At 60.4% G+C, this 15,125-nt stretch carries 8 protein-coding genes; 1 reads left to right on the top strand and 7 read right to left on the bottom strand.

Going from position 1 to position 15,125, the window contains the following annotated elements; translation table 11 throughout:
* Nucleotides 1–68 precede the first annotated feature (68 nt).
* The 4 genes from ENTHG_RS00520 to purL form a co-directional block, all read right to left on the bottom strand.
* Entirely contained in the window at nucleotides 69–1,679 is a 1,611-nt protein-coding gene (locus tag ENTHG_RS00520) for a reverse transcriptase family protein (protein WP_052332654.1), read from the bottom strand.
* A gap of 318 nt (nucleotides 1,680–1,997) precedes the next feature.
* The gene (locus ENTHG_RS00515; RefSeq protein WP_044172271.1) at nucleotides 1,998–3,620 is read right to left on the bottom strand and encodes a hypothetical protein; all 1,623 of its coding nucleotides are present in this window, start codon (nucleotides 3,618–3,620) and stop codon (nucleotides 1,998–2,000) included.
* A complete protein-coding gene (locus tag ENTHG_RS00510; protein WP_044172268.1) occupies nucleotides 3,610–6,621 on the bottom strand; it encodes a WGR domain-containing protein in 3,012 nt (1,003 codons plus the stop codon). The genes ENTHG_RS00515 and ENTHG_RS00510 overlap by 11 nt, the downstream gene beginning before the upstream one ends.
* Before the next feature lie 233 nt (nucleotides 6,622–6,854).
* Nucleotides 6,855–10,742 carry a phosphoribosylformylglycinamidine synthase gene (gene purL / locus ENTHG_RS00505; RefSeq protein ID WP_044172266.1) on the bottom strand — a complete coding sequence of 1,296 codons (3,888 nt, stop codon included), beginning with the start codon at nucleotides 10,740–10,742 and terminating at the stop codon, nucleotides 6,855–6,857.
* 256 nt (nucleotides 10,743–10,998) lie between these two features.
* On the opposite strand from purL, the gene mltF reads away from it, so the two are divergent.
* Nucleotides 10,999–12,552, top strand: coding sequence for a membrane-bound lytic murein transglycosylase MltF (gene mltF, locus ENTHG_RS00500; protein ID WP_044172262.1), 1,554 nt, complete (start codon nucleotides 10,999–11,001; stop codon nucleotides 12,550–12,552).
* Here mltF and tadA read toward each other — a convergent pair.
* Genes tadA through ENTHG_RS00485 form a run of 3 tightly spaced genes read right to left on the bottom strand, consistent with a single transcriptional unit; the run spans nucleotide 12,545 to nucleotide 15,124 of the window.
* Nucleotides 12,545–13,102, bottom strand: a complete 558-nt coding sequence (gene tadA, locus ENTHG_RS00495; RefSeq protein ID WP_106403166.1) for a tRNA adenosine(34) deaminase TadA — start codon at nucleotides 13,100–13,102, stop codon at nucleotides 12,545–12,547. The genes mltF and tadA overlap by 8 nt on opposite strands.
* 21 nt (nucleotides 13,103–13,123) lie before the next feature.
* Entirely contained in the window at nucleotides 13,124–13,759 is a 636-nt protein-coding gene (yfhb, locus tag ENTHG_RS00490; protein ID WP_044172255.1) for a phosphatidylglycerophosphatase C, read from the bottom strand.
* A 3-nt stretch (nucleotides 13,760–13,762) separates the two neighbouring features.
* Entirely contained in the window at nucleotides 13,763–15,124 is a 1,362-nt protein-coding gene (locus ENTHG_RS00485; RefSeq protein WP_044172252.1) for a PTS transporter subunit EIIC, read from the bottom strand.
* Between the last annotated feature and the right edge of the window lies 1 nt (nucleotide 15,125).

Genomic DNA, 15,125 nt, shown 5'->3' with positions numbered 1-15,125 from the left:
TGATAAGGAAAAGCACTATAAGCGCCCACCACTGTCGCGCCGTAAAGATCCGCGTCCGGCGCGGTGCCTCAGCCTCTGCGGGCTGCAAAGGACTGCGGTTCGGGTTGAGACGATACTGGTGCTGGTTGCGGCGCTGGCTGTTTCTGCTGAGGAGTCTGCTCCAGCACCGGCGCGGCTGGCCCCTGCGCCTGCCACCACTTCTCTCTGGGCGCTTCGCCCCGCGCGGCCCTGGCGCGGAACAGCTTTTTGTTCAGCGCGGTGATCCGCCCCGGCTGGGTGACGTAACCATACTGACGTTTCAGGTCCGTTACCTGTTTTTGCAACGGAATACCTTTTTCCGGCGCGATCAGCGCCACGAAATTAGCATACCCTTCCAGGCTTGCCATCAGTTCGCCCGCTCCCCAGCGTTTGCCCTGGGTGCCGTCTTTGGCAATCTGGAACAGCAGCGCGCGGAAGCGTTTAAGAGTTTTGCGATCCACCGAGGGCTTCTCATTCACCACAATCCCGGTAACTTCCTGCTTTTGCGGTTTACGCATCACCCGCGTTTTTTCCGGGTGCAGGCGAAAACCTTCATCGTTGACGATCTGTTTGCAGCGCCACAGCAGCTGCTGAACGTTGGCGGTTTTATCGGCGCTGGAGAAGGTCATGTCGTCGGCATAGCGGGTATAGGTGAATCCCAGCTTCTGCGCCATAGCGTGCAGGCGGCTGTCGAGGCGACGGCAGATGATATTTGAGATAGCCGGGCTGCTGGGCGCGCCCTGGGGCAGCGTACGCTCGCCCTGCTGGATAAACCAGTTCTCACCATCCAGCGCAACCTGTTCCGCCTCCGGCTCGGTGGTCAACAGGGCAAGCTCAGTGGCAAGCTGCTCGGCGTAGCCCAACTGGCGAAAGAGCCCTTTTACCCGGCGATAGCTCACCGTCGGGAAGAAATTTTCCATATCCAGGTTCACCACGATCGCCCGGTTAACGTGCGGCAGCGCATTGGTGAGGATACTGCGCCCGGCGACGAAGCCATGAGCGGCGTCGTGCAGGGCTACGCGGTTAAGGATATTTTCCAGAATCCAGTACTGGGCGCGCTTCATGCGCGGCATTGGCGCAGAGATAAAGCGCTCGCCGCCGCTTTTTTTGGCGATGGAAAAGCGCCGGTAGTGGTTAACGCGCGACACCGCTTTCTGGAAACATAAAAAGCGCAGTTCGTTAAGGGTGATACCCATTGCCGAGGCCAGCGCCTGGCTGTCTGCCAGCGGCGGCAGGTTTTGCTGCGCTAACCGCGCCTCGTTATGGGTGGTGTCATCAAGCCCGAAAGAGTAGCCCTCGCCAAGCCAGGTAATGGTGGACTGCTGCGTCTGGTGCCAGCGCTGCGCGCGCTCATAGCGCGCCTGGTTGCGGGCGATACGCGTCTGCTCGCGCTTTTCCAGCGCCGCCTTTTTCCGCGTCTTATGCAGCTCACGCAACGCTTTTTGCGGATCGTCATACAGGCGCTGCCGCTCCCCAAGGCTGGCCAGTTTCTTCTGCAACGCCGCCCGCTCGGCAATAAATTCCGCCGTCAGGTCGGGCTTTTCCTGGCTGGCGTCCCAGAAGCCCAGACGGATCATCTCGGCGAGGATGTACTCCTCTTTGCTGGTTTCACGGATGCGCTCATAGATTTGCTGACGGGTCAGCTTCGGTGATTCAGACATGACGAACACTCCCTGAACGAGATGCACAGTGCGAGGCGGGGAGAACCAGGAGGGATAGCGGCGTGGCGGATAAGGCCTTCGAAGAGTTCCTGGTACTGAGGTCGTCCACTCGACGCAGAGTGGAGTACCTGTCACTCATTGGCTTCGTTGAAGCCATACTGCAATAGTGACAGGTACTCACACTCTGCCCAGTGAAGATGGCATCAGTGACGCGTGGGCAGTCATAAAACCTGAATGGCGATCCACCATCCGGGATGCAAGGTTCCACTGCCACGCCGCTATGAATGCTGAGTATACCAGCAGAAAAAGTCCTTTTCATCATGCTTTTACCTTCGCCGCCTGACGTAAAGCCAGCATATGCTCGCAGGGCCCCCGACGCAGGCGGTTTTGATGGAAATAATAGCAGCCGCATTCGGCGGAGATCAGACGCTGGTCGCCATCGAGCGTCAGGCTCACCGGATAGCGCACGGCGTTATCCAGCACCGCGCCGTGAATTTCCGCGCCGTTTGCGTTCGCCTGACAGCGCTCCACCGTCACCAGCCCGGCCATCACAAAATTAAACGCCTTCTCTTCCCGCTTATGGCTAAAGCGAACTTGCTCAAGGGGAATCGGCTCGCGGCACAGCGCGCGAATACGCCAGAGATCTTTATCAAGGTCATACAGCACCTGCCCATGCTGGCTGTAGCCCATCAGCGCCGCCTTCACCACGCTCTCCTCAAGCCCCAGCTCAGCGGCAAGCTGGCCGCTTGTCGCCAGATGCCGGGCGGCCAGCGCCTGATAAACGCGCGCAAGCGTCGTTGAGTCTACCTCCTGTCGCGGGGCCAGCAGATCGAAATTGCCCTGCGCCGACCAGTCGTTCGCGCTCCAGCCGGACAGCCCGAGGGTGAAACTCATCGCCCCCAAATCCGCAATCCAGAAGGAGGGCATACCGTCATCCAGCAGGCAGACGTCGAACTTGTTCGCCACCGGGATTAAGCGTTCAAGAATATGCAGCCGCCGCCGTCCCCAGACGCGAATGACGCGGGGCGTATCGCCCTGATACAGCGAGCGCGGGCAAACCAGCGTCTCGTTCCACGGCTCGAAGATAATTTTTACCGGCTGCCCCGGCGTCAGCTCGAAGCGCAGCGCGCGCGGGCCGCCGCGCTCTTTTTTACGCCGCAGCGTAAAGCAGATGTTATGGATATCCATCGGCTGGAGGGTGAACTTGACCATCGGCAGGGTCATCGCCGAGCTGACCTGTAAAAAGCCGCGCACCCAGCTATCCGGCAGATCGATTTTCTTCTCTTCGCAGTCTATGCCGTCGGTCCGTAGCGCAAAGCCATCGGGATCGATTTTTAGCTGGGTATGGCGATAGTCGCGGATTTTCTGAAAGGCCTGATAGAGCCCTTCGGAGTAGTCGATATTGGTGGTGCCGAAGGCCTGGTCGCTGACGTTCTCAAAGACGTCGTAATGGCAGCTCAGCTTGCCGTAGCTCGACTCATCTTCGGAAAAGCATTCAAAAAATACCTCGTCAGGGTGGACGGTAATCACCGGGTCCAGCACATACCAGGCATCAATATTCTCTTTATAGAGATAGTCAAAATAGGCTTTTTGCGCCCGATTGTAAGGCGCAAGGATTTTGACCGCTTCGGTATTCAGCGCCTTTAGCTGCCCGCTAACTTCGGCGACCTCCTGCTGCAAATGGCTTTTCTGCGCAATAAATTCCGCCAGCAGCCGCTGCTCCTCCCCGGCAAGCCAGGTAAAGTACGCCGTGCGATCTTTGGGCTTAAAACGCATATCCGAGACCACGACATTGTGCAGCGCGGAGATAGCCTCGCGGAACGCCAGCTTCTGTTTCAGTTCGCCCACGAAAAAAGCGGGCGGGCGCAGGCTGTCCGGCGCGAAGCTCAGCCCGTTTTCCGAGGCGTGGCTTTTGCCCTGATAGCGATAATTAACCTGCATGGTGCTCTCCTTGTACCGGTCGTGGGACGATTTCCAGCGGCAGATTCAGCTGCGGATGATTTTTGCGCAGCTGCAGCAGCGCTTTAATCAGCGGCCCTTTGTCTTTCTGCACCACGGTCAGCGACAGCTGGCTCAACAGCGCGCCGACCATCTCCAGCACCTGCGGACTGGCGGCGGCCTGTTCGCTCAAAAAGGCCAGCGTGCGATCTTTGGCGACGCGCCCGCGGTTAACCTGCGACAAAATCGCCCGGAAACAGGGGGCCAGCGCCAGAATAATGTCCGGTTTTCCCCCGGCGTACTGCTGGAAAAAGTGGGTGACGAAGGTTTGCACCGTCACCGACGGATGCTGGCTAAGCTTGAGCAGATACTCCTCCCCCTGCTCGTGCTTAAAGAAGGTCTGCAACAGCTCACGACCATAAGCCTGCACATCCTCGCGGTGGCTGTCGCACAGGTTAACAATCAGCGCCGGCGTCCAGCTCTCTGCCGGATAGTGCTGGCGTAAAAAGGCGAAGCCAAACTCCCGGGTCTGCGGCCAGTCGCTCTCCAGCAGTGAGAGCGTGGCGGCATCCGCGCAGGCGATCTCAGCCTGCTCCGTAAAGGCCTGCAGCGCCCAGGCGCGAACCTGATAGAGGGGATGGCTGGCGAGCGCGGCCCACTGCCTGACGCTAAACGTCAGGGCAGAGCGGCTCTGTAGAATCTCAGCGCCCAGCGTCTGCGCCGCCTGCGCGCGGGCATGGATAAGCCGCCACAGCGTGCCGTTATCCAGCGCAGCAAGGCAGGCGGCAAGCTGCCCGGTGATAAAGGCCAACAGCGCCGCATGCGCCCCCTCCTGCTCCTCTTTCTGGAACAAAAGCGGGAACAGCGCGTCGAACACCGCCTGGGCCTGCTGCTGCGCCAGCTGCGCTAACAGGGCATAGCTGGCCTCCCTTTCCTCCGCCTCGCCACAGCTTAACAAAGCGACAAGCTGCGGCAGCTGGCGCAGCAGTCCTTCCGGGCTGAGCTTGCCCAGCAGGGCGATACCGGCGGCGCGAATTTGCGCCACCGGCGAGGCGTGAAGCTGCGCTACCAGCGCCTCCGGCAGCTCGTCTAACGCAAAATGGCTGGCGACCAGCAGCCGCGCCGCCAGCAGCTGTACCCCGGTATCGGGGTGGGCGAGCAGCGCGCTTAGCGTCTCCAGCGACAGCTGCGACATACAGCCGGAAAGCCTGCTGGTGATGCAGACCGCCAGCCACCCCGCGTGTTTGGTTGAAAAGACGGTTGCGGGATCGTTCAGCCGCCTGAACAGCAGCTGCGCCAGCGCGTCTGCCTCGGTGGCGCTCAGCGGCTGCGCCTGAAATCGGCCATCCAGCCAGGTTCTGATTTCGGCGTCATCCGTTAACAGCAGCGCCGCTGCCAGTTCGCTATCGTCAAACAGCCTCATGCTGTTTAACTGTGTGAGCGCCACTATGCGCGCCTGCGGGTGCTTGCTTTGAATGAGTGCCAGCAGCAGATCGCGGCTGAGCAGACGCCCGGCCAGCCGCGATAAAACAAACTCCACCACCGCCGGGAAGGGCCTGCCCAGCAGCTCTGCCAGCTGCTGGTCGCTGAGGGCGCGGCAAAACGCCGTGTTCTCCTGCATCGCCCGTAGCGCAAAGGCGCAAACCGCCTCGCTTTCGCTCTGCAGCAATAAGTTTAGTAAGGCATCCGGGCGGCGATCCCATAGCTGCGGGAAGGCCTCTCCGCGCAGATCGGGGGCTTCGTCATCGAGCTTAATCCATAGCGCGCGCGTGTGATGGCGCTGATACGCGGGGTTGGCGGAGCGCAAAATAGCGTTCCATGCAAAAAGGTGCGCGTCGGCGGCATAATTCCCTTCACCCCACCCCTGTTTTTCCGGCATCAGGTGTTCTTCGCGGTACTGCAATAGCATGGCGCTGACCATCTCTACATAGCGCGGGTCCTCGCGGGCACCGAGACGGCGCAGCGCGCGCCAGCTGCGCCTGCGCAGGTAGTCGCGGGTTTTGCGTGAATAAGCCAGTCGGCTGTCGGTGCGCAACAGCTCCTTGCTGGGTTTGATATAGCCCACGCCATCCAGGTAGACGCCATCCCAGTCTGCGGAATAAAAGTGGCGGGAAGTATCAAAGCGCCAGGCCAGCAGGGCGAACATCGGCGCATCCAGGCGAAACTCCGCCATCTTAAACAGGTAACGCACCCCCTGGAACAGACCGGGGCGCAGAGGAAGGGTGTCCAGCAGAGTGAGTAAACTCTGATGCAGCGGGGCGCTATCCAGCGCCGCAAGGTAGAGGGTTTTCAACAGCGCGTTGGCGTGAGGGTTGTGTTCCGTCACCTGCTGTCTGAGCAGGGCGTCAAGGGCGGCGCTGTCATTGGCGGCTATCGCCGCGGTCAGTTCACCAGGCAGCGAGGCCAGAAGCTGCGCTTTTTGCCCGGCGATGTCGTCATCATCCCCAAGACGCAGCCACACCTCTAACGCCAGGCTGCGTAACGGCGGCGTTTCACTGGTCAGGAGGGGTTTTACCCGCGCCAGGTTGCGCCCGTCTCCTACCCGCCCCAGCGTCCAGAGCCGGGCGTAATTTTCCAGCCAGTGATTTCGCTCGTTAATACCTTTTTCCAGCCAGTCCGCCTGCCGGGTATCAGGCTGTTGCGGTAGCCGCCATATGCTGCGGGCGCGCTGTTGACTCTCTTTGAGACTGTCGATATGGCGTAACAGGGTATTTAACGAAGAGGAGAAGGCAGAGCCGGTAGAGAATGAATGGGAACCGACTTCCTGATAGCCTTTATTGGTTTTCGCCACCACCACACTTTTGAAGATGGCTTCCGCCTGCGCCAGATCCACCGGCGTCACGGTTTTAGTGCCTTCCCGAAGGGTGCTGCCGCGCCTTCCATAGCGGAAATTTACCCAGTAGCGTTGGGGATCGTCGCTCTGTTGTTCACAGAGGTCCACTTCATAGACTTTGTCCGAAGCGCCCTGCGTAAAAAACAATCTGGCTGTTTTAACAAGCTTCATAGTTTCTTCTCTTCCCTGTACACGCGGTGAACGATTGTACTGAAAATTGCCCGTGAGTTATACAGGGCGAAGGACTATGGATTTTTGGAGGGGTAAGCCGGGGGCGTTCCCGGATGCGGCGCACGCGCCTTATCCGGGCTACTAATCTGAAACGTAGCCCGGGTAAGCGGCAGCGCACCCGGGACATTCCCGGATGCGGCAGTGCGCCTTGTCCGGTTTTGCTAAAGCGACCGTTAACCTAACTGCTTGCGGGCATTGCGGAAAATGCGCATCCACGGGCCGTCCTCGCCCCAGTTTTCCGGGTGCCAGGAGTTAGCCACGGTGCGGAAAACGCGCTCCGGGTGCGGCATCATAATGGTCGCCCGGCCGCTTTCGCTGGTGACCGCCGTGATACCGTTCGGCGAGCCGTTCGGGTTTGCCGGGTAGGCTTCCGTGACCTTGCCAAAGTTATCAACGTAGCGCAGCGCTACCAGCCCTTTGCTTTCAAGCTGTGCCAGGTGCGCATCATTACGCACTTCGACCCGCCCTTCGCCGTGGGAGACGGCAATCGGCATCATCGAACCGACCATTCCCTGCAGCAGCAGCGACGGGCTTTGCGTAACCTCGACCAGGCTAAAACGGGCCTCGAAGCGATCCGAGTTGTTACGCACGAAGCGCGGCCACAGTTCGCTGCCCGGGATCAGTTCGCGCAGGTTAGACATCATCTGGCAACCGTTGCACACGCCAAGCGCCAGGGTCTGCGGACGGTGGAAGAAGGTTTCGAACGCGTCACGAACACGGTCGTTAAACAGGATCGATTTCGCCCAGCCTTCGCCAGCGCCCAGCACGTCGCCGTAGGAGAAACCGCCGCAGGCCACCAGCGCATGGAAATCATCCAGCCCGGTACTGCCCCCCAGCAGATCGCTCATATGCACGTCGATGGCGTCAAACCCGGCGCGGTAGAACGCAGCGGCCATCTCGACGTGGGAGTTTACCCCCTGCTCACGCAGCACGGCGACCTTCGGACGCGCGCCGGTGGCGATATAGGGTGCCGCGATATCGTCGTTGATATCAAACGACAGCTTCACGTTCAGGCCCGGGTCGTTATCGTTGGCTTTCGCCTCGTGCTCCTGGTCGGCGCAGGCCGGGTTATCGCGCAGGCGCTGCATCTGCCAGGTGGTTTCCGCCCACCACAGGCGAAGCGTGGTGCGGCTTTCGCTGAACACCGTCTGACCGGCCGCTTCAATAACAAAGCGATCGCTGGCCGTTGCCTGGCCCAGATAGTGCACGCAGTCAGCCAGACCGTGCGCCGCCAGCACCGATTCCACCGCCTCACGATCCGCCGCGCGCACCTGAATCACGCCGCCAAGCTCTTCGTTAAACAGCGCCGCCAGGTGGTCGTTACCCAGCGCGGCGATATCAACGTTCACGCCGCAGTGACCGGCAAAGGCCATTTCAGCCAGCGTCACCAGCAGGCCGCCGTCGGAGCGATCGTGCCACGCCAGCAGTTTACCGGCGGCGACCAGCGCCTGCATGACGTCCCAGAAGCCTTTCAGCTGTTCAACGCTGCGCACGTCCGCAGGCTGGTCGCCAAGCTGGCGGTAGACCTGCGCCAGCGCCGTTGCGCCCAGCGCGTTATGCCCGCGCCCCAGGTCGATAAGAAGTAACGCGTTATCTTCGGTCGCCAGCTGCGGGGTAACGGTGCGGCGCACGTCTTCCACGCGGGCGAAAGCGGAAATGGTCAGCGTCAGCGGCGACGTCATTTCGCGCTGCGCGCTCCCCTCCTGCCAGCGGGTCTTCATCGACATGGAGTCTTTACCCACCGGAATCGTCAGGCCCAGCGCCGGGCAAAGCTCCTCGCCCACCGCCTTCACCGCTTCATACAGACCGGCGTCTTCGCCAGGGTGCCCGGCGGCTGCCATCCAGTTCGCGGAAAGTTTGACGCGCTTAAGGTCGCCAATCTGCGTGGCCGCAATGTTGGTCAGCGCTTCGCCTACCGCCAGACGGGCAGAGGCGGCGAAGTCCAGCAGCGCCACCGGCGCGCGTTCACCCAGCGCCATTGCTTCACCGTAGTAGCTGTCAAGGCTGGCGGTGGTGACCGCGCAGTCCGCCACCGGAACCTGCCACGGGCCAACCATCTGATCCCGCGCCACCATGCCGGTAACGGTACGGTCGCCAATGGTCACCAGGAAGGTTTTCTCCGCCACGCTCGGCAGATGCAGCACGCGGTGCACCGCGTCGGCAATGGTGATGCCCTGGGTGTTAAGCGCCTCGCCGGCCGCTTTGCGCGTCTGCACGTCGCGGGTCATTTTCGGCGTTTTGCCCAGCAGAACATCCAGCGGCATGTCGATAGGCTGGTTGTCGAAATGGCTGTCGTTAAGGGTGAGATGCTGGGCTTCGGTGGCTTCGCCAATCACCGCATAGGGCGCGCGCTCGCGTTTGCACAGTTCATCGAACAGCGGCAGCTGGTCGGCAGCGACAGCCAGCACGTAACGCTCCTGGGATTCGTTACACCAGATCTCCAGCGGGCTCATGCCCGGCTCGTCGCTTAAAATATCGCGCAGTTCGAATTTGCCGCCGCGCCCGCCGTCGCTCACCAGCTCCGGCATCGCGTTGGAGAGACCGCCCGCGCCGACGTCATGAATAAAGAGAATCGGGTTAGCGTCGCCCAGCTGCCAGCAGCGGTCGATCACCTCCTGGCAGCGACGTTCCATTTCCGGGTTGTCGCGCTGCACGGAGGCGAAATCGAGATCGGCATCAGACTGGCCGGAGGCCATTGATGAGGCCGCGCCGCCGCCAAGGCCGATGTTCATGGCCGGGCCGCCCAGCACGATCAGCTTCGCGCCGACAACGATCTCGCCTTTCTGGACGTGATCGGCGCGGATGTTGCCGATCCCGCCCGCCAGCATTACCGGCTTGTGGTAACCGCGCAGCTCTTCGCCGTTGTGGCTGTTCACCCGCTCTTCATAGGTGCGGAAATAGCCGTTCAGCGCCGGACGGCCAAATTCGTTGTTAAACGCCGCGCCGCCGAGGGGGCCTTCGGTCATGATATCCAGCGCGCTGACAATGCGATCCGGCTTGCCGAAATCCTCTTCCCACGGCTGTTCGAAGCCTGGGATCCGCAGGTTAGAGACGGAGAAGCCCACCAGCCCGGCTTTTGGCTTTGCGCCGCGCCCGGTAGCGCCTTCGTCACGGATCTCACCGCCGGAGCCGGTGGCCGCCCCCGGCCATGGGGAGATAGCCGTCGGGTGGTTATGGGTTTCTACCTTCATCAGGATATGTGCAGGCTCCTGATGGAAGTCGTAACGGCCCGTGTCGTGGTCGGCGAAGAAACGACCCACCTCTGAACCTTCCATTACCGCCGCGTTGTCTTTATAAGCCGATAAAACGTGGTCCGGCGTGGTTTCGAAGGTGTTTTTAATCATTTTGAACAGCGACTTCGGCTGCTGTTCGCCGTCGATAACCCAGTCGGCGTTGAAAATCTTGTGGCGGCAGTGCTCGGAGTTAGCCTGGGCGAACATATAGAGTTCGATATCGTTCGGGTTACGCCCAAGACGGGTAAACGCCTCCTGCAGATAATCAATTTCGTCTTCCGCCAGCGCCAGGCCAAGACGCAGGTTGGCGTCAATCAGCGCCTGACGTCCCTCCCCCAGCAAATCGACGCTCTGCACCGGGGCGGGCTGATGATGCGCAAACAGCTGTTCGGCGTCCGCTTCGGCAGTAAAGACCGTCTCCATCATGCGGTCATGTAGCTCTGCCGCAACCTGCTGCCACTGCGATTCGCTCAGCTCCGGCGCGTCGATATACCAGGCGACGCCGCGCTCAAGGCGGTTGATTTTGGTGAGGGCGCAGTTGCGGGCGATATCCGTTGCTTTAGAAGACCAGGGGGAAATGGTGCCCGGACGGGGCGTAACGAGGAGGAGTTTGCCGGAGGGGGTATGGCTGCTGAGGCTTGGACCATACTTCAACAGGCGTTGCAGCCGGGTAAGCTCGTCCTCGCTAAGCCGACCGCTAACATCGGCAAAATGGAGATACTCAGCGTAAATGTTGCTCACCGGGAGCCGGGCTGCCTGAAAACGCGCCAGCAGTTTGTTGATACGAAATGCGGACAGTGCAGGCGAACCACGCAGAATTTCCATCATAAGTCTCTCGTCTTCGAAGCGTAAAATGTGCATCAGGGGGAAAACGGGCGTCATTATAGAGAATTGTGAGCGGCGACGAAACCGTTTGCGTCGAAATAAAATCGCCGCCTCAGGCGACGGACTCCTGTCAGCCGTTTCGCTAATTAGTTGCCATCTGACGTTTTGTTACGCAAAATGCCGCACAATTACCGACAGACATTCCTCTTCATAAGGTCACTATTGGTCAGGGCATCACGCGACGCAGAGAATTAACTGATTGAAAAAATTTAAGCTTAATTATCTGCTCATCGGCATTGTCACCCTGCTGCTGGCAGCGGCTCTGTGGCCCTCCGTTCCCTGGTTCGGCAAAGCCGATAACCGCATCGCGGCTATCAAAGCGCGGGGCGAGCTGCGCGTGAGCACCATCGCCTCGCCGATGACCTACAGCAACGGCGACAAACCCTACGGGCTGGATTACGAACTCGCGCAGCAGTTCGCCAGCTACCTTGGCGTTAAGCTGACCGTGACGGTGCGGCAAAATATCAATCAGCTCTTTGACGATCTCGACCATGGCAATGCCGATATGCTGGCCGCCGGGCTGGTCTATAACAGCGACAGGATAAAAAACTACCAGCCGGGGCCGGTCTATTACTGGGTCTCGCAGCAGCTGGTTTATCGTGTCGGCAGCTACCGGCCACGCACGCTGGCGACGGTTACCGACGCGCAGTTAACGGTTGCGCCGGGCCATGTTGCGATTAATGAGCTACGGGAGCTGAAAGAGAAAAAATACCCGGATTTAAGCTGGAAGGTGGACGCCAGTCAGGGCACCACCGCTCTGCTGGAGCGCGTCGTCAGCGGCGAGCTGAGCTATACCGTCGCCGACTCGGTGGCGGTCAGTCTTTTCCAGCGGGTCCATCCGGAGCTGGCGGTGGCCCTTGATATCAGCGATGAACAGCCGGTCACCTGGTTTAGCCCAAAAGACAACGACAACACGCTGTCGGCGGCCATGCTCGATTTTTTCAACAATATCAATGAAGACGGCACTCTGGCGCGGCTGGAAGAGAAGTACCTGGGCCACGGCGACGATTTTGACTACGTGGATACTCGCAGCTTCCTGCGGGCGGTAGACAGCGTGCTGCCGGAACTGCAGCCGCTGTTTATGAAATACGCCGAGAATATCGACTGGCGGCTGCTGGCGGCCATCTCTTATCAGGAGTCCCACTGGGATACCCAGGCCACCTCCCCCACCGGCGTGCGCGGCCTGATGATGTTAACTAAAAACACCGCCCAGAGCCTGGGGCTGACGGATCGTACCGATGCGGAACAAAGCATCAGCGGCGGCGCGCGCTATCTGCAGGATATGATGGCGAAAGTGCCGGAGAGCGTACCGCCGGAGGAGCGCATCTGGTTCGCCCTCGCCGCCTATAATATGGGCTATGCCCATATGCTGGACGCCCGCGCGCTGACGGCGAAAACCAAAGGCAACCCCGACAGCTGGACCGACGTAAAACAGCGCCTGCCGCTGCTGAGCCAGAAGCCCTATTACAGCAAGCTTACCTATGGCTATGCCCGCGGCCATGAAGCCTACGCCTACGTGGAAAATATTCGTAAGTACGAAATCAGCCTGGTGGGTTATCTGCAGGAAAAAGAGAAAGAGGCGGCGCAGGCGGCGAAAATGGCGCGGGGGTATCCGGTGGTGACCGCTAAGGAGATAACGCCCCCAGGCCTGCGCGCGCTGCCTTTTAGCGCCTTTACCCTCCCCGACGCCTTCCCGCCTAATCCTCTGGCGTTGCCGGACCAGACGACCGCGCCACACAACGACGCTAAATAAGCGGGCCTTTTTTCAGCGCTTTTTTCTCCAGCCTGCGCTGCCGGAAAAAATCGCTTAGCAGGGCGGCGCACTCGTCGCGCAACACCCCTTCGGTCAGTTCGACGCGATGATTCATACCCGGGTGGTGCAACACGTCCATCAGCGAACCGGCGGCGCCGGTTTTTGCATCCCTTGCGCCGAAAACTAACTGCCCGATGCGGCTGTGGACCATCGCGCCCGCGCACATCACGCACGGCTCCAGGGTAACGTACAGGGTGGTGTCGATAAGGCGGTAGTTTTGCAGCACCATTCCGCCCTGACGCAGGGCCATGATCTCGGCGTGGGCGGTGGGATCGTGGCGGCCGATCGGGCGGTTCCAGCCCTCGCCAATCACCTGATTATCACGCACCAGCACCGCGCCGACCGGCACTTCCCCCTCATCCCATGCCCTCTTCGCCAGGGTCAGGGCGTGGCGCATCCAGTATTCATGGTTGAGTTCAGTATCAGACAAGGGGGGCACTCCAGTTAACAGGCGGGGCGCATTATACACACCCCTTATGGCAATGCACATTATCATTCAGGGCATGCAGGTCTATTCCAGTTGCTGGAGCTGACCGTGGGGGGTGACCCGCCAGCGATGCTGGCAGAAATAGAGCAGCGGGTTGTCCTGCTTACTGTCGCTGTAGCCGCTGTACAGACGCAGCGGGGTGCCGATTTTGCGCTCCAGCTGCGCCACTTTTTCGTGGCCAAGGCAGCGCATGGTCAGCACCCAGCCGCCGTACCCGCGGCCAATCTGGCTGGCGATAATATTCACCCGCGGCAGCCAGGGGGTGTCGAAGTAGACCTTCTCCACCAGCGGCTGCGGCGAGCCGGTGATAAGCCAGATATCGGCGTCAGAGGCGGCAAGATAGTTGGTAAGCCGCTCCTGTACTACCGGAAAGGCCGTGACGTGGCCGCGAAACCAGGTGGCGAATTTCTGTTCCATCTCCTGCAGATGCGCTTCGCTGTGGCCGAAGGTGCACCCCCACAGCAGCAGGCTCATCGGCCAGCGCGCGGCGCGCCCTTTTATTAACAGCGCCACGCCGATAACGGGCAGCAAAGGCAATACCAGCAGAACATTAAGGGGATGATGGCGCAGCAGATAACGCAAAAAGGTGCCAAACATATCCTGCTGGTGCAGGGTGCCATCAAGATCGAAAAAGACGACGCGACGCTCGCTGGTAGCCAAATGTTACTCCTCTGGATCGTTAAAGCCCAATAGCCAGGTAAACGCAAACCCGGCAATAACCGCTACTAAATAGCCTAACAGATAGAGCATCACTTTTCCGGTTACGATGGTTAAAGCCAGCGGCAGCCCTGAAATGCCAAAGGTAATCACCGTCGCCACTTTCCAGTAGCTGATAAGCGCGCCGCCGACCGCGCCGCCCAGACAGGCGCCAAGAAACGGCCTGCCCAGCGGCAGGGTAACCCCGAAGATCAGCGGTTCGCCAATGCCCAGCAGCCCTACCGGCAGCGCCCCTTTAATCACCTTTTTAAGCCGGGCATTGCGCGTTTTCAGCAGCACCGCGATGGCCGCCCCGACCTGCCCTACCCCGGCCATCGCCAGAATAGGGAACAGGGCGTTGTAGCCGTGCGCCTGCACCAGTTCAACATGAATGGGCACCAGCCCCTGATGCAGCCCCGTCAGCACCAGCGGCAGGAATGCGCCCGCCAGCACCGCCCCCACCAGGATGCCGCCGCGATCGATAGCCCATGACGCGCCGTGGGCGATGGCCTCGGAAATCACGCCGCCCAGCGGCTGCAGCGCCAGAATCGCCACCGTACCGGCAATCAGAGTGGTTAATAACGGGTTGAGGATAAGCTCGATAGAGCCTGGCAGAACGGCGCGGAATTTCTTCTCAATCCAGCACATCAGCGCCACCACCAGCAGGACGGCGATAACCCCGCCGCGCCCCGGCTGTAGCGCCTCGCCAAAGAGGGTAATTTGCGCCAACTGCGGGCTGGAAAGGATACCGGCCATCACGCCCCCCAGCGCCTGCGATCCGCCAAAGACCTTCGCCGTATTCACCCCGACCAGAATATTCATAATGGCGAAGACGGCGCTGCCGAAGATAGCCAGCAGCCCCAGCAGGTTCGGATAATGGGTGGCAAAATCGCCGACAATATCCGGACGCTTGAGAATGTTGATGATGCCGGTGATAAGGCCGGAGGCGATAAACGCCGGAATAAGCGGGATAAACACATTCGCCAGCTTGCGCAGCGCATCGCTCATCGGCGCTTTGTAGCGCGCTTTCGCCTGCGCTTTATTTCGCTCGACCTCATCGAACGCTGCTGGTGCTGCACCGCTCATCTGCGCGCGCATCGCGTCCACCACCTGCGCCGCCTTGCCCGGCCCGACAATAAACTGATGCTGCTGCCCCTGCTTAACATAGCCGCTAATGCCGGAAAGCTGCTTTAAGCGCGGCAGGTCGAGCTTCGCCTCATCGTTCACCTCGACGCGCACGCGGGTCATGCAGTTTTCGAGCCGCAGGATATTACCCTGGCCGCCCACGCCGCTGAGAATGGCATCGGCAAGCGCTGCTGTTTTTTCCATA

The organism is Phytobacter massiliensis JC163 (assembly GCF_000321045.1).
GTDB lineage: Bacteria > Pseudomonadota > Gammaproteobacteria > Enterobacterales > Enterobacteriaceae > Phytobacter_A > Phytobacter_A massiliensis.
This window is presented reverse-complemented; position numbering and strand designations above follow the sequence as displayed.

What these genes read in the sequence shown, in the direction of transcription:
- ENTHG_RS00485 (WP_044172252.1), bottom strand. Translation starts at nt 15,124, where the DNA reads ATGGAAAAAACAGCAGCGCTTGCCGATGCCATTCTCAGCGGCGTGGGC.
- tadA (WP_106403166.1), bottom strand. Translation starts at nt 13,102, where the DNA reads ATGTGCATTGCCATAAGGGGTGTGTATAATGCGCCCCGCCTGTTAACT.
- ENTHG_RS00510 (WP_044172268.1), bottom strand. Translation starts at nt 6,621, where the DNA reads ATGAAGCTTGTTAAAACAGCCAGATTGTTTTTTACGCAGGGCGCTTCG.
- purL (WP_044172266.1), bottom strand. Translation starts at nt 10,742, where the DNA reads ATGATGGAAATTCTGCGTGGTTCGCCTGCACTGTCCGCATTTCGTATC.
- ENTHG_RS00520 (WP_052332654.1), bottom strand. Translation starts at nt 1,679, where the DNA reads ATGTCTGAATCACCGAAGCTGACCCGTCAGCAAATCTATGAGCGCATC.
- ENTHG_RS00515 (WP_044172271.1), bottom strand. Translation starts at nt 3,620, where the DNA reads ATGCAGGTTAATTATCGCTATCAGGGCAAAAGCCACGCCTCGGAAAAC.